The following is a 17,820-nucleotide window of genomic DNA, read 5'->3' on the forward strand; positions in this document are numbered from 1 at the left end:
TCTTCGGAAGGGTCAGCTCCGAGGGACGCGGGTTCCGGTACGCCGTGACGGGTACGGGATGCGTGTCGCAGGGCCGGAGCCGGCCGCCGCCATGACCAGGGGACGGATGGGACCGCGCAGTGCGGGGCAACGAGCGCCAGGAGCGTCAGTGGGCTGAGGCCGACCACCTCTCGCAGTTCGAAGCCGAGATGGAGCGGCTGAAGAGCGAGCGGGACAAGGCCGTCCAGCACGCCGACGACCTCGGCTACCAGGTCGAGGTGTTGCGTGCCAAGCTCCACGAGGCGCGACGCAACCTCGCGTCCCGGCCTGCCTACGACAACCTCAGCCATCAGGCCGAACAGCTGTTGCGCAACGCGCAGATCCAGGCGGATCAGCTGCGTTCGGACGCCGAGCGCGAGGTGCGTGAGGCGCGGGCGCAGACCCAGCGGTTGCTGCAGGAGGCCGCGGAGCGGCAGGCCCGTATGGAGGCCGAGCTGCATGCCGAGGCGGTGGGTCGCCGGCAGCGGTTGGACGAGGAGCTGAACGAGCGTCGTCAGACGGTCGAGTCGCACGTCAACGAGAACGTGGCGTGGGCCGAGCAGCTGAGGGCCCGTACGGAGGCCCAGGCCCGTCGTCTGATGGAGGAGACCCGGGCGGAGTCCGACCAGGCGTTGTCGGCGGCGCGGGCCGAGGCGCAGCGGTTGGCCGATCGGGCGCGGGAGCGTCTGGGTACGGCTGCCGAGGAGGCGCGGGCCGAGGCGGAATCCATCCTGCGGCGGGCGCGTACGGATGCCGAGCGGTTGCTCAACGCGGCGTCCGGGCAGGCCCAGGAGGCCACGGACCAGGCCGAGCAGCTGCGGTCGGCGGCGGGTGCGGAGTCGGAGGAGGCGCGCCGTCAGGCGGCCGAGTTGACGCGTACCGCCGAGGCCCGGGTGCAGGAGGCGGATGCGGCGCTGCGGGAGGCACGGGCCGAGGCGGAGAAGCTGGTCGAGGAGGCTCAGCAGTCCGCCGGGAAGCGGTTGTCGGCGGCGGAGTCGGAGAACGAGCAGCGCACCCGTACGGCCAAGGCGGAGATCGCGCGGCTGGTCGCCGAGGCGACCAAGGAGGCCGAGGCGCTGACGGCGGAGGCCGAGCAGCTGCGGGCGGACGCCCGGGCGGAGGCGGACCGGTTGCTGGCCGAGGCGCAGGAGGCGGCGCGGTCGAAGGCGGCGGAGGACTCCGCGGCGCAGTTGGCGAAGGCGGCGCGGGCCGCCGAGGAGATGGTGACCAAGGCGTCGGAGGATGCCAAGGCCACCACGAAGGCTGCCGCGGAGGAGGCCGAACGGCTGCGCCGGGAGGCCGAGGCGGAGGCGGATCGGCTGCGCGAGGAGGCGCACGACACCGCCGAGCAGCTGAAGGGTGCGGCGAAGAACGACACCAAGGAGTACCGCGCCAAGACCGCCGAACTCCAGGAGGAGGCGCGGCGGCTGCGCGGTGAGGCGGAGCAGCTGCGGGCGGATGCGGTCGCGGAGGGCGAGCGGATCCGTGGTGAGGCGCGCCGGGAGGCCGTCCAGCAGATCGAGGAGGCGGCCGGGACCGCCGAGGAGCTGCTGTCGAAGGCCAAGTCGGATGCGGAGGAGACCCGTTCGGGCGCGGTCGCGGAGAGCGAGCGGGTCCGGACGGAGGCGATCGAGCGGGCGGCGGCGCTGCGGCGGCAGGCCGAGGAGGCGCTGGAGCGGTCCCGTGACGAGGCCGAGCAGCTGCTGTTGGAGGGCACGCAGGCCGCCGAGGAGCTGACGGGCGAGGCGGAGAAGAGCGCCGCGAAGCTGCGTGCGGAGGCCGAGGAGGCCGCGCAGGAGCGGCGGGCCGAGGCGCAGGCGGAGTTGGACCGGCTGCGCGGTGAGGCCGAGGAGAAGCTGGCGGCGGCCGAGGAGTCGTTGCGGGAGGCGCGTTCCGAGGCCGAGCGGCTGCGGCGGGAGACGCAGGAGGAGGCGGCCCGGCTCAAGGCGGAGGCCGCGGAGCGGCGGCGGTCGCTGCAGCAGCAGGCCGAGGAGGAGGCCGAGCGGCTGCGGTCGGAGGCGTCCGACGACGCGTCGGCGGCGCGGTCGGAGGCCGAGGCGGCGGCGGCGCGGCTGCGCAGTGAGGCGGCGGCGGAGGCCGAGCGGCTGAAGTCGGAGGCGCAGGAGACCGCGGACCGGGTGCGTGCGGAGGCGGCGGCGGCCGCGGAGCGTACGGGCACGGAGGCCGCGGAGGCGCTCGCCGAGGCGCAGGAGGAGGCCGGGCGGCGGCGCCGGGAGGCCGAGCAGCTGCTGGGTGAGGCGCGCGAGGAGGCTCATCAGGAGCGGACCGCGGCCCGGGAGCAGAGCGAGGAGTTGCTGGCGTCGGCCCGTACGCGGGTCGGTGAGGCGCAGGCGGAGGCCGAGCGGCTGGTCGAGGAGGCGGACCGGCGGGCGGCCGAGTTGGTGGCGACGGCCGAGCAGACCGCGCAGCAGGTGCGGGACGCGGTGGCGGGGCTGCACGAGCAGGCAGGCGAGGAGATCGCCGGGCTGCGTTCGGCGGCGGAGCACGCTGCGGAGCGGGCGAAGTCGGAGGCGCAGGAGGAGGCGGACCGGGTCCGCTCGGATGCCTACGCGGAGCGTGAGCGCGCGTCGGAGGACGCGGCGCGGGTGCGGCGGGAGGCCCAGGAGGCGACGGACGCCGCCAAGTCGCTTGCCGAGCGGACGGTTGCGGAGGCGATCGACGAGGGCGAGCGGCTGCGGTCGGAGGCGGCCGGGGTGCTCGACGCGGCGCGTCGGGACGCCGATGCGGCGCGGTCGGAGGCGGCGGAGCAGGCCGACCGGCTGGTTTCCGAGGCGACCGCCGAGGCCGAGGAGGCGGTCGCGGAGGCGTCCGCGGAGGCCGAGGGGTTGCGGGCCGAGGCGGCGGAGGTCCTGGACGCGGCGCGTCGGGACGCCGATGCCGCGCGGTCGGAGGCGGCGGAGCAGGCCGACCGGCTGGTTTCCGAGGCCACCGCCGAGGCGGAGAAGGTGGTCGCCGAGGCGACGGCGAAGGCCGGGAAGTCGGTTGCGGACGCCACGGCGAAGGCGCAGCAGCTGCGTACCGACGCGTCGGATGCGCTGGCGTCGGCGGAGCAGGATGCGGCGCGGGCGCGGGCCGAGGCGCGGGGCGATGCGAACCGGATGCGGTCGGAGGCGGCCGAGCAGACCGATCGGCTGCTGGGTGAGGCCCGTGCGGAGGCGGAGCGGATCGTCACCGAGGCGACCGAGCTGACGTCGTCGGCGCAGGACGACGCGGACCGTACGGTCCGGGAGGGCCAGGAGGCCGCCGAGGGGCTGCGGGCCGAGGGCGAGCAGCAGGCGCGGCGGCTGGTGGCGGAGGCCACGGAGGCGGCCGAGCGGCTGCGGGCCGAGGCGGCCGAGGTGCTGGAGGGTGCCCGCACGGACGCCGGGCGGACCGCCGACGAGGCGCGTACGGCGGCCAACAAGTCCCGGGCGGATGCCGCGGCGCAGGCCGACGAGTTGGTGGCGGAGGCGGCCGGCGAGGCGGAGCGGCTGCGGGCCGAGGCGGCGGAGCGGTCCGCGGAGGCGGAGCGTGACGCCGACCGGGCTCGGGCCGATGCGCGGGAGCAGGCGGACCGGATGGTCGCGACGGCCACCGCGGAGGCGGACCGGTTGCGTGCGGAGGCGGCGGAGACCGTCACTGCCGCGCAGGAGCATGCGAATCGGACCCGTGCGGAGGCCGCGAAGGTCCGGGAGGAGGCCGAGGCGGCCGCCGAGCGGACCCGTGCGGCGGCGCAGGAGGAGTCCGACCGGTTGGTCGACGAGGCGCGCAAGAGTGCCGCGAAGCGTCGTGGCGATGCGGCCGAGCAGGCCGATCAGTTGATGGCCAAGGCGCAGGAGGAGGCGCTGAAGACGGCGACCGGCGCGGAGGAGCAGGCCGACACGATGGTCGGGGCGGCGCGCAAGGAGGCCGAGCGGATCCTGCGCGAGGCCACCACCGAGGGCAATGCGCGGGTGGAGAAGGCGCGTACGGACGCCGACACGTTGCTCGGTGAGGCGCGGCGGGACGCGACGGCCATAAGGGACCGGTCGGAGGAGTTGCGGGTCCGGATCGAGTCCGAGGTCGAGGAGCTGCACGAGCGGGCCCGGCGGGAGTCGTCGGAGGCGATGAAGAACGCCGGTGAGCGGGTGGACAAGCTGATCGCGCAGGCCACCGCGCAGCAGGTGGAGGCCGAGGAGAAGGCCGACAAGTTGCTGGCGGATGCCAACAGCGAGGCGAGCAAGGTGCGGATCGCCGCGGTGAAGAAGGCCGAGGGCCTGATCAAGGAGGCCGAGAACAAGAAGGCCACGGCGGTGCGGGACGCGGACAAGATGCGCGCGGAGGCGAAGGAGGAGGCCGCGCGGGTCGTGGCGGAGGGCAAGCACGAGCTGGAGGTGCTGACGCGCCGCCGGAAGGACATCAACACCGAGATCTCCCGCGTTCAGGACGTGCTGGAGGCGCTGGAGTCGTTCGAGGTGCCTGCGCAGGGCGGGGACGGCAAGGGTGGGTCGGCGAAGGCCGCCGCGGGGGCCGGTACAACTCGTTCGAGTGGCAAGCAGTCTGAAGGGTAGCCACTCAAATGAGGGGTCATTCTCCACTTCAAACGCGCAATGACTCGATGACACGCCGTTAAGACCCCTAGGATTCTCCTTATCACCTCACCGGTCTCTTTCGACAGGAACCCCATGAGCGACACTTCCTCCCCCTTCGGCTTCGAGCTCGTGCGGCGTGGGTACGACCGCGGTCAGGTGGATGACCGCATTACGAAACTGGTCGCGGACCGCGACAGTGCGCTGGCCCGTATCACCTCGCTGGAGAAGCGCATCGAGGAGCTGCACCTCGAGACGCAGAACGCCCAGGCTCAGGTCACCGACGCCGAACCCTCCTACGCGGGCCTCGGCGCGCGTGTGGAGAAGATCCTCCGCCTCGCGGAGGAGGAGGCCAAGGAGCTGCGTGAGGAGGCCCGTCGGGCCGCCGAGCAGCACCGTGAGCTGGCCGAGTCGGCCGCCCAGCAGGTCCGCAACGACGCGGAGTCGTTCGCCGTCGAGCGCAAGTCCAAGGCCGAGGACGAGGGCGCCCGGATCGTCGAGAAGGCGAAGGGCGAGGCGGCCACGATGCGCGCCGAGGCGCAGAAGGACGCGCAGTCCAAGCGTGAGGAGGCGGACGCCCTCTTCGAGGAGACCCGTGCCAAGGCCGCGCAGGCCGCCGCGGACTTCGAGACCAACCTCGCCAAGCGTCGTGAGCAGTCCGAGCGTGACCTGGCGTCGCGGCAGGCGAAGGCCGAGAAGCGGCTGGCGGAGATCGAGCACCGGGCGGAGCAGCTGCGTCTGGAGGCGGAGAAGCTGCGGACGGACGCGGAGCGTCGGGCCCGGCAGACGGTGGAGACGGCGCAGCGTCAGGCCGAGGACATCGTGGCGGACGCCAATGCCAAGGCCGACCGGATCCGCAGCGAATCGGAGCGCGAGCTGGCGGCGCTCACCAACCGCCGCGACTCGATCAACGCGCAGCTGACCAACGTCCGCGAGATGCTGGCGACGCTGACGGGTGCGGCGGTGGCCGCCGCCGGTGCGCCCGGTGACGACGAGTCCGTCTCCCGCGGGGTGCCCGCCCAGCAGAGCCGCTGAGGCTGACGCCGGCAGGTTTCGCGTCGTTCTTCTCCGTGCCCTCGTACCGCCTGTGTGGCAGTGCGGGGGCACGGCCGTGTGGGGGGGCGGGGCGGTCGTCCGGGCGGCGTCGCCCAGGTGGCGGGGGTCTCCGGGCGCACCTAGCGTGCTGTACATGATCGAGCTCAAGGGGCTGACCAAGCATTACGGTGACAAGGTCGCGGTGGACCAGTTGACGTTCACCGTACGGCCTGGGATCGTCACCGGCTTCCTCGGTCCCAATGGTGCGGGGAAGTCCACCACCATGCGGATGGTGCTCGGTCTGGACAATCCGACGGCCGGCTCGGTCCGGATCGACGGCAAGCACTACCGGCAGTTGAAGGACCCGCTGACGTATGTCGGGGCGCTGCTGGACGCCAAGGCGATGCACGGTGGCCGTAGTGCCGCCAACCACCTGCTGTGTCTGGCGCAGAGCAACGGCATTCCGCGGGCCCGGGTCGACGAGGTGCTGGATCTCGTCGGGTTGACGTCGGTCGCGAAGAAGCGGTCGAGGGGCTTTTCGCTCGGGATGGGGCAGCGGTTGGGGATCGCGGCGGCGCTGCTCGGCAATCCGCGGATCCTGATGTTCGACGAGCCGGTCAACGGGCTGGATCCGGAGGGCATCCACTGGATCCGGCATGTGATGAAGCGTCTCGCGGCCCAGGGGCGGACGGTCTTCGTGTCCTCGCACCTGATGAGTGAGATGGCGTTGACCGCGGAGCATCTGGTGGTGATCGGGAAGGGGCGGCTGTTGGCGGACACGTCGATGGCGGAGTTCATCCAGGAGAATTCGCGGTCGTATGTGCGGCTGCGGTCGCCGGAGCGGGAGCGGCTGCTGGACGTGCTGCACCGGGCGGGTGTGCGGGCGGTGGCGGGGCCGGACGGTGCGCTGGAGGTCGACGGGGTGCCGGCGGAGCGGCTGGGTGAACTGGCCGCCGCGCAGCGGGTGGTGCTGCATGAGTTGAGCCCTCAGCAGGCTTCCTTGGAGGAGGCGTTCATGCAGTTGACGGCGGGGGTGGTGGAGTACCACGCGCGCAACGGCGGCGGGCCGGCGGCGGGGCGCCGGGGGCCGTCGCGGCCGGCGGTTCCGGAGAGGGCGTTGTCGGTCGGGCCGCCGCCGGGGAGTTGGGGTACGGGCTGGCAGAGGAAGAGGAGCTGACGGATGGCTGTCGTCGGGCAGGCCCTGCGGTCGGAGTGGACCAAGATCCGGTCGGTGCGGTCGACGGTGTGGACGCTGGGTACGGCGGTGGTGGTCACCGTCGCGCTGGGCGTGCTGATCTGCACGTTGGCGCGGAAGGACTTCGAGGGGATGCCGGATCGGCAGCGGCTCGCCTTCGATCCCACCAACATCAGCTTCGCGGGGATGGGGCTGGGGCAGCTGGCGATGATCGTGTTCGGGGTGCTGGTGGTGTCGAACGAGTACAGCACCGGGATGATCCGTACGTCGCTCGCGGCGGTGCCGCAGCGCGGGGTGTTCCTCTTCTGCAAGCTGCTGGTGGCCGCCGCGTTGGTCTTCGTGGTGGGGCTGGTCACCAGTTTCACGACGTTCTTCGCGGGTCAGGCGGCGCTCGGTGAGCACCGGGCGTACCTGGGTGATCCGGGGGTGCTGCGGGCGGTGCTCGGCGGTGCGCTCTACATGACGATGATCGCGCTGTTCTCGATGGCGGTGGCCACGATGCTGCGCAGTCCGATGTTGTCGCTGGGCATCCTGATGCCGTTCTTCTTCCTGATCTCCAGCATCCTGGGGAACGTCTCGGCGACCCGGAAGATCGGCCGTTATCTTCCGGATCAGGCCGGTTCGAAGATCATGCAGGTGGTCGCGCCGGTCAACGACGAGACGCCGTACGGGCCGTGGGGCGGTTTCGCGATCATGGCGGTGTGGACGATGGCCGCGTTGCTCGCCGGCTATCTGCTGTTGAACCGGCGGGACGCCTGAGGCCGGGCGGGTCCGCCGGTCCCCTTTCGCCGTTTTGGCGGGAACCGTCAACGTGCCGATAGCCTCATAACCCTCACGGGGGCACGAGGGCGCCTCTGCCCCGACCATCTCGCGAGGGGCGGAGAATGATCGAGGCAGTCGGCCTGACCAAGCGCTACGGGCCGAAGACGGCCGTGCACAACCTGTCGTTCCAGGTGCGTCCGGGCACCGTCACCGGCTTCCTGGGGCCCAACGGCTCCGGCAAGTCGACGACCATGCGGATGATCCTGGGCCTCGACGCCCCGACGTCCGGCCACGCCACGATCGGTGGCCGCCCGTTCCGTCAGACCCCCAATGCCGCGCGCCAGGTGGGTGCGCTGCTGGACGCCAAGGCGGTGCACGGCGGCCGCAGTGCGCGGGCGCATCTGCTGTCGCTGGCGCAGCTGTCCGGGATCCCGGCCCGGCGGGTCGACGAGGTGCTGGGGGTGGTCGGTCTCCAGGACGTGGCCCACCGGCGGTCGAAGGGCTTCTCGCTCGGTATGGGGCAGCGGTTGGGGATCGCGGCGGCGCTGCTCGGCGATCCGCAGGTGCTGCTGTTCGACGAGCCGGTCAACGGGTTGGACCCGGAGGGCATCCTGTGGGTGCGGAACCTGATGAAGCAGTTGGCGGCCGAGGGCCGTACGGTCTTCGTCTCCTCGCACCTGATGAGCGAGATGGCGTTGACCGCGGAGCATCTGATCGTGATCGGCCGCGGCCAGTTGCTCGCGGACATGGCCGTGCAGGACTTCATTTCGGCCAACTCGGCGGACTTCGCCCGGGTGCGGACGCCGGACGGTGAGCCGGCGCAGCGGGAGAAGCTGACCGCGGCGCTGGCCGAGGCCGGCGGTCAGGCGGTGCCCGAGGCGGACGGCGCGCTGCGGGTGACCGGGCTGCCGCTGCCCCGGATCAGCGATCTGGCGCATGCGGCCGACATCCGGCTGTGGGAGTTGTCGCCGCACCAGGCGTCGCTGGAGGAGGCGTACATGCGGATGACGCAGGGGGTCGTCGACTACCGCTCGACGGCCGACCCGCGGGCCGGTCTCCAGCAGGCGCCCGCCGGGTATCCGCCGCAGGGCGGCGCCGTGCCGGGGTACGCGCCGGGGCAGCCGGGCGTGCCGGGGCAGCCGGTGGTGCCGGGCCAGGTGCCGCCGGGGGTGCCCGCGCCGCCGCACCCGTACGCCCAGCCGGGTCCGTACGCGCCGGCGGGTCCCTACGCCGTCCACAACGCCGGGGCCGCCCCGGTGCCGGGTGGACCGGTGCCCCCGCCGCAGCAGGGTCACCCGTACGGGGCACCCGGTGTGTACGGTGCGCCCCACCCGTACGGGCAGCAGCCGTCGCACGCCGCGCCGGTGCCGCCCGCCCAGCCGCCGGTTCCGCCGGCCGCCGCCCCCGCCGCCCAGCCCACGCCGCACACCCAGGACGCCCGATGACCAGCCCTCAGCAGCCGCAGCCCCAGCCGCAGCCGGAGACCGGTGCGCCGCAGACCGGTGCGCAGCCGATGCCGCCCTCCCCCGAGCTCTCGACTCCGTTCGAGCAGGGGGGACCCCCGTCGCCCGTCCCGGCCCCCGGGCCGATGCCGCCCGCCGCTCCCCCGGCCCCCGCGCAGGAACCGGGGACGATGATGCTGCAGGCGCAGCCGCAGCCGGCCCCCGCCAAGGAGCCCGGCACGATGATGCTGCAGGCGCAGCCGCCGGCCGGCGGCCACCCCGAGCCGAAGCCGCTGGCGGCGCACGGACCGGGCAAGGAGGGCGGCACGATGATGCTCACCGCCTCCGCGCCGCCGCAGGCCCCGCAGCAGCACCCGCAGCCGCATCCTCAGCAGCCGCCGCTGCAGCCGCAGCAGCCGCAGGCGCCGCTCCCGCAGCAGCATCCGCAGCCCTTCGGCGCCAACTGGCAGGCGGCGGCGCCGGGTTACGTCTCGCCCATCCCCGTCCGCCCGACCCACCTCGGCCATGCGCTGGCCGCCGAGTGGACCAAGATCCGTTCGGTGCGTTCGACGGTGTGGACGCTGGGCGTGATGACCGTGCTCGTCCTCGGCATCGGTGTGCTGGTCGCCACGTCCGTGGGGTCGATGGACAGCGTCGGCACGACGTCGCCGCTGTTCTTCGGGCTCTTCGGGATGCTGCTGGGCGTGCTGTGCGTGCTGCCGCTCGGTGTGCTGGTGACCTCCTCGGAGTACGGCACCGGCATGATCCGTACGACGCTGGCGGCCTGCCCGGCCCGGGGCCGGGTGCTGGCGGCCAAGGCGATCGTCTTCTTCGGGCTGACCTTCGTGGTGACCACCGTCGTCACCGGGCTCGTGGCGCTCGCCGACAACGCCATGATCGGCGGCATCAGCAAGGCGGAGATCGGCGCCGCCGACTGGCTCCGGTCGACCGTGGGGATCGGTCTGTACGTCTCGTTCCTGGGGCTGCTGGCGCTGGCCGTCGGTTCGCTGATCCGGCATTCCGCGGGTGCGATCACGCTCATGATCGGCGTGGTGCTGCTGCCGTTCGTCCTGTCGATGTTCATGTTCGCCCAGAGCCTGGAGGGGCTGCGGAACTTCCTGATGGGCTACTCGATCCCCAACCAGCTCACGGTGATGTACGGCAACAAGTTCCCGTTCGTGGACGGCGGTCCGTCCGGCTGGCAGCCGCTGTGGATCGTCATGGGGCTCGCCGCCCTCGCCCTCGGCGGGGCCTACGCGGCACTGCGGCAGCGCGACGTGTAGCGCTTCAGTACCGCGGTGCGTTACGGGACCGCTGGAGCCGCGCGCTCCGGCGGTTCCGTGCGTTCCAGCAGGCTTTGTGCCAGTGCCGGCGGTCGTCGACGTCGCCCTCCCGGGGCCAGGTGACGACGTGCGGGACGCCGGGCGGGATCTCCTGGTCGCAGCCGGGGCAGCGGTAGTGCTTGGTCGCGCCGCCGCCACCGACCGGGCGGACCACCCAGTCCTCGCCGCGCCACTCCTCGGTCGTCTCGAAGCCGTAGCGGCCGACGCCGGCGTGGTCCGCGCGGTCGGGGGGATTCGCACCGCATTGGCGGTTTCGACGCGGGGACACGGCACACCTCGGCAGGTCGACGGGGAGGGATCCCCCTGAACGGAGCTGAGAGCTTGGGGGAGGGCTGTCACCAGCGTACGCGGCGCGGTCAGGGCCAAAAGTCCGCCGTCACGTTTCTGCGATGATCTGGAAATTTCGCGTCAGGCCGTGCCCTGGGCACGCGTCGCACGTTGTTGCCGGGCGAGGGGGGTCGCGTCGGCTGCAAGGAGGCAGAGAGCGATGCGCGTAGGGGCTTTCATCCTGGCCGCCCAGTTCCCCGGTCAGGGGCAGGGGGAAGCACTGCACCGCGCGGTGCGTTCCGTGGAGATCGCGGAGCAGGCCGGACTCCATGAAGTCTGGCTGGCCGAACACCACTTCGTCCCGTACGGGGTCTGCCCGCAGGCCGCGACGCTGGCCGCGCTGCTGCTGGGGCGGACCCGGCGGATCGGGGTCGGGACGGCGGTCAGCGTGCTGCCGACCCAGCATCCGGTGGCCCTCGGTGAGCAGGCGGCGCTGCTGCACCTGACGTCGGAGGGCCGGTTCACGCTCGGCGTCGGCCGGGGCGGCCCCTGGGTGGATCTGGAGGTCTTCGGCTCCGGCCTGGCCGCGTACGACCACGGGTTCCCGGAGTCGCTCGATCTGCTGCTGCGCTGGCTGCGCGAGCCGCGGGTGGGCGCGCGGGGCGAGCGCTATGCGTTCCGGGAGGTGGCGGTGGTGCCGCGGGCGGCCGAGGCGGTGGCCGATCCGGACGACCCGGGCGGGCTGACGAGTGGTCCGCCGGTGGTGGTGGCCTGCACCTCCCCGGCCTCGGTCCGGCTGGCCGCCGCCCGCGGGCTGCCGATGCTGCTGGGGATGCACTGCGGCGACGAGGAGAAGGCGGAGATGGTCGCGCTGTGGCGGTCGGCGGCGCTGGCGGCCGGCCGGGAGCCGGGCGAGGTGGCCGCGGCGGAGCACGTCTCGGCGGGGGTGGTGCAGATCGCGGACGACCGGCCGACGGCGGTGGAGACGCTGACCAAGGCGATGCCGGGCTGGATGCGGCAGGGGCTGGGCGCGCATGTGACGGTCGACGGCCGGTACCGCGCGATGCGCGATCCGCTGGCGTACACGGAGTTGCTGTGTGCACTGCATCCGGTCGGCCCGCCGGAGTTGTGCGTGGACCGGCTGGCGGCGACCTCGGAGCGCACCGGCATCCGGCGGTTCGCGTTGCTGGTGGAGGGCTCCGGGGATCTCGCCGTCACCGAGGAGAACGTCCGGCGGCTGGGCGCGGAGGTGCTGCCGCAGCTGGGGTGACCCCGCCCGGGGTGGGCGGCGGTGTCACCTCCCACCGGCCTGGGGCACGGCTGGTCGGTGGTGCTGCCGCCGGTGCGCGGCTGGGGAGGGTGCTCCGGCCGGCTCAGCGGCAGCAACTCCGATCAGCAGTCGCGGAGTTCGGGCGACTGGTTCAGCAACTGGCCCCGGATGGAGGTGAAGCGGGCCAGCCGCTGGTCGACGGCCGGGTCGAGCGGGAAGACCGCGACCCGGTGGCAGTTCTGGAAGGCGAGGCGCACTCCGAAGTGACGCTCCAGCGAGCCGCGGATGGCGTTACTCGCCAGTGCGCGGAGCAGCTGGCCACGCGCCTGCTCGTCCGGCGGCGGGGTCTGGTTGTCGGCGAACTCTCCGCCGTCCGCCACCAGCCGGTCCACCAGAGAGCTGATCATCCCCCACGCGTAGGGCAGGGAAGTCCGGACGCAGTCGACAAACGCGGCTTCGTCGACCTCGCCTCGCTCGGCCTGTTCGAGGAGGGCCGGTGAGACGTCGAGCGACATGAGGTTCTCCTCTCGCGGCCCCGCCGGGACGGACGGGGCCTCATGGGTGGGACAAGGGGAATTCGCGACAGAGCGTGTTCGCCCCGCGACCCCCCGCTTCAACGGTATGCCGCGCAAGGGGCCCGCACCAGGAGATTGCACATACAACCGGCCATGCGCGGGCGCCGGGGGTGCGGGGGTTTCCGCCGTAAAGGGACCTCGGGGCGGGGGCGAATCGCGTCGGCGGCCCCGGTTCGAGTAGCGTGACGCACCATGCGTCTCGTCATCGCCCGCTGCTCCGTGGACTACGCGGGTCGGCTCACCGCCCATCTGCCCTCCGCCCCCCGCCTCATCCTGGTGAAGGCGGACGGCTCCGTCTCCATTCACGCGGACGACCGGGCCTACAAACCCCTCAACTGGATGTCCCCGCCCTGCTCCCTCAAGGAGGGCGACGGCAACGTCTGGACGGTGGAGAACAAGGGCGGCGAGAAGCTCATCATCACCCTGGAGGAGATCATGCACGACTCCTCCCACGAGCTCGGAGTGGATCCCGGGCTCATCAAGGACGGCGTGGAGGCCCACCTCCAGGAGCTGCTCGCCGACCGGATCGAGACACTGGGCGAGGGCTACTCGCTTATTCGGCGTGAATACCCCACCGCCATTGGCCCGGTGGATATCTTGTGCCGGGACGCCGACGGCCAGACCGTCGCCGTCGAGATCAAGCGGCGCGGTGAGATCGACGGCGTCGAGCAGCTCACCCGCTACCTCGAACTCCTCAACCGCGACCCCCACCTGGCCCCGGTGAAGGGCGTCTTCGCAGCTCAGGAGATCAAGCCGCAGGCCCGGGTGCTGGCCACCGACCGCGGGATCGGCTGTGTGGTGCTGGACTACGACGCGCTGCGCGGCATCGAGGACGACAAGCTGCGACTGTTCTGACCCGGCCGCGCCGGCCGGACGACGACGGCCCGGTACGCGATCCGCCCGCCTTTACGGCGGGTGGTCCGTACCGGGCCGTCGTGGTGTTCCGGCGCGCGCCGGGTGTGCCGGGCGGGGCGCACGGGACGCCGGGGGCGTCAGCCCGTGGGGGTGCCCTGGCCGGATGCCGACTGCGCGGACGAGGCGGGTGCGGAGTCCGAGGCGGTTCCGTTGCTGGTGGACGGTGCCACCGCGGAGTTGCTGCCGGACGGGCTGCCGCCCGAGGAGCTGCCGGAGGAGGAGCCTCCGGACGTCGTCGGCGGCTGGCCGGTCGGGGTGTCGGTGGGTTTCTGGGGCGGGGTGGGGCTCGGCGGCGTGTCGGTGGGCTTTCCGGGCGGCGTGGAGTCCGTGGGGCTGCTGGTCGGGCTGTGGGTGGGGTGGGTCGGGCGGCCGGTGGGCGAGGTGGGCCGGCCGGTCGGGGTGGTGGTGCCGGAGGTCGGGCCGCCGGTCGGGGTGGTGGGGGCGCCGGTGGTGCCGGGGGCGGACGGCGCGGTGGTGGGCCGGTGGCTGGGGGTGCCGGGCCGGGTGGTGCCGGAGCCGGTGGGCGGCAGGCCGGAGCCGGTACCGGGCTCCTGCGCCGGCTGCTGGGTGTCGTCCCCGGTGGCCGGGGACTGCTCGGTGGTGACCTTGTTGTCGTGCGGGTCGGAGTTGTCGGAGGTCATGCCGAGGGTGATGACGGTGCCGAGGACGGCGGCCAGCAGCACCCCGGTGCCGGCGGCGACGAGGTTGCGGCGGCCGGTGCGGCGGATGCCGCGTCCCAGGCCCCCGGCGGGGCCACCAGGGGCCTTCGCGGCCCGGCCGGCGCTGTGCTTCGCGGTCGTCGCGGCCTTCGCCACCGGGATGGCGGCGGTGGTCGCGGCGGGCCGGGCGGTGACCGTGGTGGCGGGGCCTTCCGGGCGGGCGACGGCCTGGAGCTTGGCGGTGGACACGGCGTCGGGCGACGCCTCGCCGGCCGGGCCGTGGGCCGGGTCCCCGGCGGCACCGGCCGCGGCCGCCGGGTCGACGGATGCCAGCAGGGTGGTCGGCGCGTCCGCCGCGGCGGCCCGCGACCGGTCGATGACCAGGGCGAGGGCCCGCCGTCCGGCGATCGCGCCGTCGCGGTCGGAGAGCACCCCGCGCAACCCGATGGACGCCTCCAGTTCGGCGCGCGCCCGGTCGACGTTGCCGCTGCACAGGGCCAGCACGCCCAGGTCGTGGTGGAAGTACGCCTCCTCGGCGACCTCGCCGGCCAGTCGGGCGGCCTCCTGGCCGTGCCGCAGGCTGCGCTCCCAGGCGCTCCAGTGCAGCGCCGCGGCGAACGCGGGGGCGGCGGTACGGGCCAGCAGCACCGCGGCGGCCGGGTGGCCGCTCTCCCGGCTGCCGGTCAGCACGCCCATGGCGGCCAGTACCGCGTCGGACTCGGCGGCGGCCCGCTCGGGGGCGACCGAGGGGTGTCCGGCCCACCAGGCGTAGTGCTGGGCGGCGGTGTGCGCCCGGGCTGCGGCGTCCTCGGCGTAGCCGGCGGCGGTCAGCTGGTCCTGGACGGTGGCGGCGAGGCGGTAGTGGCCGCCGACCGGGCTGATCAGGCCGCAGCCGAGCAGTTCACCGAGGGCGGCGTCGGCGTGGGTGTCCTGGGTGAGGGCCGGCAGGTGTGCCTGGTGCGGCAGTTCGCCGCCCAGGGCGACCGCGAAGCGGAGGGCCTCCTGGGCGGCGAGGCCGAGGCGTTCGGCGAGCAGCGGGGCGGGCGCGGCCGTCTCGCCGAGGGCCGGCAGCGGGCTCTCGGGGCGCTGCTCCGGGTCCGTCCGGTCGGCCGTGCCGTCCTCGGGGAAGAGCCCGTAGCCGTCGTCGAGGGCGCCCGGTGCGGTCCGGGCCTTGTCGCGCTGCCGGAGCAGGGCGGCGGCCTGGACGAACCGCAGCGGCAGCCCCTCGGACTCGAACCAGAGGTCGGCGGCCCAGGTCTTCTCGTCCTTGGTGAGCGGGCGGTCCACGGCGCGCTCCAGCAGCCGCAGGCCGGCGTCCTTGCTGATGCCGCCGACGAAGACCTCTTCGACGTGGGCGTCGGCGCTGGGGGCGGGCACGTCGGGGGTGGCGGCCAGGAGGAAGGCGCACTCGGGGGTGGCCTCCAGCAGCTCGTCGAGCGCGGCGCCGCCGAACTCCAGGTCGTCGAGGACGACGACCGCGCCGATGCCGCCGAGGAGGCGCAGCAGCTCGGGGCGCTCCGGGCGGTGCTGCGGGGCCCGGTAGACCGCCGCGAACAGGGCGTAGAGGACGTCGGTGACGCTGCGGTGGTAGCCGGAGAGCCGGACCACGCCGTCCGGGGCGAGGTCGGCGACGCCGCCGGCGACCGCGTCCAGGAGCCGGGTGCGGCCCGATCCGGCGGGCCCGGTGACGCGGACCGAGCGGCCGCGGGTGAGCAGCCGGATCAGTCGGGCGATGTCCTCGGAGCGCTCTTCGAGGAGGATCTCGTGGCCGGCGAAGGAGAGCGGTCCGGCCGGGGCCGGCGGCTGGGCGGCGCGGGCCGCGGCGGCCCGTTCCTCCGGGTCGAGCCTGGTCGGCGGGTCGGGGCGCTCACCGGGCGGGCAGGGCTGTATTTCGCAGCCGTCGACCGGGTTGACGGTGACGAGGTAGTTGCCGGAGACGAGCCGGACGACGCGGGCGAGGCCGCCGGATCCGCTCTGTCGGCCGGTGGCATCGGGGGCCGGCGGGCCGGCCGGGCCGCCCTGCCGGTCGTACTCCTCCGACCCCGGGTGGGTGTTCGGGTCCATGCTGCAAGCTCCCAGGATGTGCGTGCCGTCGGTGCTTCCGGCCGTCCGCACTCCCCCGGCTCCGGCGGATCTCCTCAGCCGTCGCGTCTGGTCCGGTGCCCCGCCGCGGATGATGGCACACGGCGGGCAACCGAACCATAGACCGATCCCCGGCACGGGGCACGGGCGGGGTGGCACCTTGACGGAAACGCCGGCAGATCAGGTGGTATGTGCGGTTTGCGGCGTTTTTGCCGACCCGGCGGCGGGGCGCGGCGGCCACGTCCCGCCGCGCCCCGTCTCACACCCGGGGAAGCGATTCCGCTTCGATGCCGCCCTCGATCGCGAGGATGCGGTGGAGCCGGGTGGCGACCAGGAGCCGCTGCATCTGCGGCGGCACCCCGCGCAGCACCAGGCGGCGGTTGTTGCGGCCGGCCCGGCGGTGCACGCCCATGATCACGCCGAGGCCGGTGGCGTCCCACGAGTCCAGCTCGGTCAGGTCCAGCACCAGATCACCTCGGCCGGAGTCCACGGCGGCGTGCAGGGCCGTACGGGCGTCCGCCGCGCTGCGGACGTCGAGGCGGCCCCCGACGACCAGCTCGGCGTGGTCGCCCCTGATGTGCATATGCGCTCCCCGATGTCATGGGTTGTGGTGCATTGTCGTCTACCGATCTGACTGCCTCTCGTACGGCGAAGTTGCCGTTTGTAAGCGAACCGATACCGAAATCACCCTGCGGGGTGACCCCGCCGGAGTACAGCCTGACGCGGTGTCAGTGCGAGTAGAAGCCCTGTCCGCTCTTGCGGCCGATGTCGCCGGCGTCCACCATGCGGCGCATGACCTCCGGCGGGGCGAACTTCTCGTCCTGGGACTCGGTGTAGATGTTCTCGGTGGCGTGCAGCAGGATGTCGACGCCGGTCAGGTCGGCGGTGGCCAGCGGCCCCATGGCGTGGCCGAAGCCCAGCTTGCAGGCGATGTCGATGTCCTCGGCGCTGGCGACCCCGGACTCGTAGAGCTTGGCGGCCTCGACGACCAGCGCCGAGATCAGCCGGGTGGTGACGAAGCCGGCGACGTCGCGGTTGACCACGACGCAGGTCTTGCCGATCGACTCGGCGAACTCCCGCGCGGTGGCGAGGGTTTCGTCGCTGGTCTTGTAGCCGCGCACCAGTTCGCAGAGCTGCATCATCGGCACCGGCGAGAAGAAGTGCGTGCCGACCACCCGCTCGGGCCGGGAGGTGGCCGCGGCGATCTTGGTGATCGGGATCGCCGAGGTGTTGGAGGCCAGCACCGCGTCGTCCTTGGCGAGCTTGTCCAGCGCCTGGAAGATCTCCCGCTTGACCTCGATCTTCTCGAAGACCGCCTCGACGACGACGTCCGCGTCGGCGACGGCTTCCAGGTCGGTGGTGGTGGTGATGCGGGCCAGCGCCTGCTCGGCGGCGGCCGCCTCCAGCTTGCCCTTCGCGACGAACTTCTCGAAGGAGGACGCGATGCCGCCCTTGCCGCGGGCCAGCGCCTCGTCCGTCACGTCGCGGAGGACGACGTCCCAGCCCGCCTGGGCCGAGACCTGCGCGATACCGGAACCCATCAGTCCGGCGCCGATGACGGCAAGCTTCTTTGCCACTGCTTGTCCCCTCACACCCTGTGCATTTGACGGTCGTGAGTGACGTTAGCGGTCACCGGCGATCGATTGGCGGCGAAGAGATGCGAGTCACTCCCACCCGTCACCCGACCGC

At 73.3% G+C, this 17,820-nt stretch carries 13 protein-coding genes; 8 read left to right on the forward strand and 5 right to left on the reverse strand.

From position 1 onward, the window contains the following. Positions 1-119: 119 nt before the first annotated feature. The 6 genes from scy (at position 120) to CG747_RS01595 (ending at position 10,303) form a co-directional block, all read left to right on the forward strand. Positions 120-4,568 (forward strand): polarized growth protein Scy, encoded by a 4,449-nt coding sequence (gene scy, locus CG747_RS01570; RefSeq protein WP_100599755.1) that lies wholly within the window; start codon positions 120-122, stop codon positions 4,566-4,568. Positions 4,569-4,682: 114 nt separating this feature from the next. Next, positions 4,683-5,621, forward strand: a complete 939-nt coding sequence (locus CG747_RS01575; RefSeq protein WP_100599756.1) for a cellulose-binding protein — start codon at positions 4,683-4,685, stop codon at positions 5,619-5,621. Between the two features lie 154 nt (positions 5,622-5,775). Further along, the gene (locus CG747_RS01580) at positions 5,776-6,798 is read left to right on the forward strand and encodes an ABC transporter ATP-binding protein (RefSeq protein ID WP_100600054.1); all 1,023 of its coding nucleotides are present in this window, start codon (positions 5,776-5,778) and stop codon (positions 6,796-6,798) included. A gap of 3 nt (positions 6,799-6,801) precedes the next feature. Next, a complete protein-coding gene (locus CG747_RS01585) occupies positions 6,802-7,575 on the forward strand; it encodes an ABC transporter permease (RefSeq protein ID WP_100599757.1) in 774 nt (257 codons plus the stop codon). Between the two features lie 125 nt (positions 7,576-7,700). Further along, positions 7,701-9,023 (forward strand): ABC transporter ATP-binding protein, encoded by a 1,323-nt coding sequence (locus CG747_RS01590; protein ID WP_100599758.1) that lies wholly within the window; start codon positions 7,701-7,703, stop codon positions 9,021-9,023. Beyond that, positions 9,020-10,303 (forward strand): ABC transporter permease subunit, encoded by a 1,284-nt coding sequence (locus CG747_RS01595; protein ID WP_180985342.1) that lies wholly within the window; start codon positions 9,020-9,022, stop codon positions 10,301-10,303. The genes CG747_RS01590 and CG747_RS01595 overlap by 4 nt, the downstream gene beginning before the upstream one ends. Positions 10,304-10,307: 4 nt before the next feature. On the opposite strand, the gene CG747_RS01600 is transcribed toward CG747_RS01595, so the two are convergent. After that, complete coding sequence (locus tag CG747_RS01600) at positions 10,308-10,631, reverse strand: ATP/GTP-binding protein (protein ID WP_100599760.1); 324 nt, start codon at positions 10,629-10,631, stop codon at positions 10,308-10,310. Between the two features lie 219 nt (positions 10,632-10,850). Between CG747_RS01600 and CG747_RS01605 the strand changes: the two genes are divergently transcribed. After that, positions 10,851-11,900, forward strand: coding sequence for an LLM class flavin-dependent oxidoreductase (locus CG747_RS01605; protein ID WP_100599761.1), 1,050 nt, complete (start codon positions 10,851-10,853; stop codon positions 11,898-11,900). Positions 11,901-12,022: 122 nt separating this feature from the next. Here CG747_RS01605 and CG747_RS01610 read toward each other — a convergent pair whose 3' ends face one another. After that, on the reverse strand, positions 12,023-12,415 hold the full coding sequence (locus CG747_RS01610) for an SCO5389 family protein (RefSeq protein ID WP_100599762.1): 393 nt from the start codon (positions 12,413-12,415) through the stop codon (positions 12,023-12,025). A 252-nt stretch (positions 12,416-12,667) separates the two neighbouring features. Here CG747_RS01610 and nucS point away from each other — a divergent pair, with 252 nt between their 5' ends. Further along, on the forward strand, positions 12,668-13,330 hold the full coding sequence (nucS, locus tag CG747_RS01615) for an endonuclease NucS (protein ID WP_100599763.1): 663 nt from the start codon (positions 12,668-12,670) through the stop codon (positions 13,328-13,330). Between the two features lie 137 nt (positions 13,331-13,467). On the opposite strand, the gene CG747_RS01620 is transcribed toward nucS, so the two are convergent. From CG747_RS01620 to CG747_RS01630, 3 genes are all read right to left on the reverse strand, one after another. After that, positions 13,468-16,113 carry an AAA family ATPase gene (locus CG747_RS01620; RefSeq protein ID WP_100600055.1) on the reverse strand — a complete coding sequence of 882 codons (2,646 nt, stop codon included), beginning with the start codon at positions 16,111-16,113 and terminating at the stop codon, positions 13,468-13,470. A 277-nt stretch (positions 16,114-16,390) separates the two neighbouring features. Next, positions 16,391-16,714 (reverse strand): STAS domain-containing protein, encoded by a 324-nt coding sequence (locus tag CG747_RS01625; RefSeq protein WP_018536077.1) that lies wholly within the window; start codon positions 16,712-16,714, stop codon positions 16,391-16,393. Positions 16,715-16,859: 145 nt separating this feature from the next. Beyond that, positions 16,860-17,708, reverse strand: coding sequence for a 3-hydroxyacyl-CoA dehydrogenase family protein (locus tag CG747_RS01630; protein ID WP_100599764.1), 849 nt, complete (start codon positions 17,706-17,708; stop codon positions 16,860-16,862). Between the last annotated feature and the right edge of the window lie 112 nt (positions 17,709-17,820).

Origin of the sequence: Streptomyces sp. CB02959 (assembly GCF_002803155.1) — a bacterium.
Taxonomy (GTDB): Bacteria; Actinomycetota; Actinomycetes; order Streptomycetales; family Streptomycetaceae; genus Streptomyces.

Coding starts and splice junctions, on each gene's coding strand:
- CG747_RS01575 (WP_100599756.1), top strand. CDS start 4,683: ATGAGCGACACTTCCTCCCCCTTCGGCTTCGAGCTCGTGCGGCGTGGG.
- CG747_RS01580 (WP_100600054.1), top strand. CDS start 5,776: ATGATCGAGCTCAAGGGGCTGACCAAGCATTACGGTGACAAGGTCGCG.
- CG747_RS01585 (WP_100599757.1), top strand. CDS start 6,802: ATGGCTGTCGTCGGGCAGGCCCTGCGGTCGGAGTGGACCAAGATCCGG.
- CG747_RS01590 (WP_100599758.1), top strand. CDS start 7,701: ATGATCGAGGCAGTCGGCCTGACCAAGCGCTACGGGCCGAAGACGGCC.
- CG747_RS01595 (WP_180985342.1), top strand. CDS start 9,020: ATGACCAGCCCTCAGCAGCCGCAGCCCCAGCCGCAGCCGGAGACCGGT.
- CG747_RS01605 (WP_100599761.1), top strand. CDS start 10,851: ATGCGCGTAGGGGCTTTCATCCTGGCCGCCCAGTTCCCCGGTCAGGGG.
- CG747_RS01610 (WP_100599762.1), bottom strand. CDS start 12,415: ATGTCGCTCGACGTCTCACCGGCCCTCCTCGAACAGGCCGAGCGAGGC.
- nucS (WP_100599763.1), top strand. CDS start 12,668: ATGCGTCTCGTCATCGCCCGCTGCTCCGTGGACTACGCGGGTCGGCTC.
- CG747_RS01620 (WP_100600055.1), bottom strand. CDS start 16,113: ATGGACCCGAACACCCACCCGGGGTCGGAGGAGTACGACCGGCAGGGC.
- CG747_RS01625 (WP_018536077.1), bottom strand. CDS start 16,714: ATGCACATCAGGGGCGACCACGCCGAGCTGGTCGTCGGGGGCCGCCTC.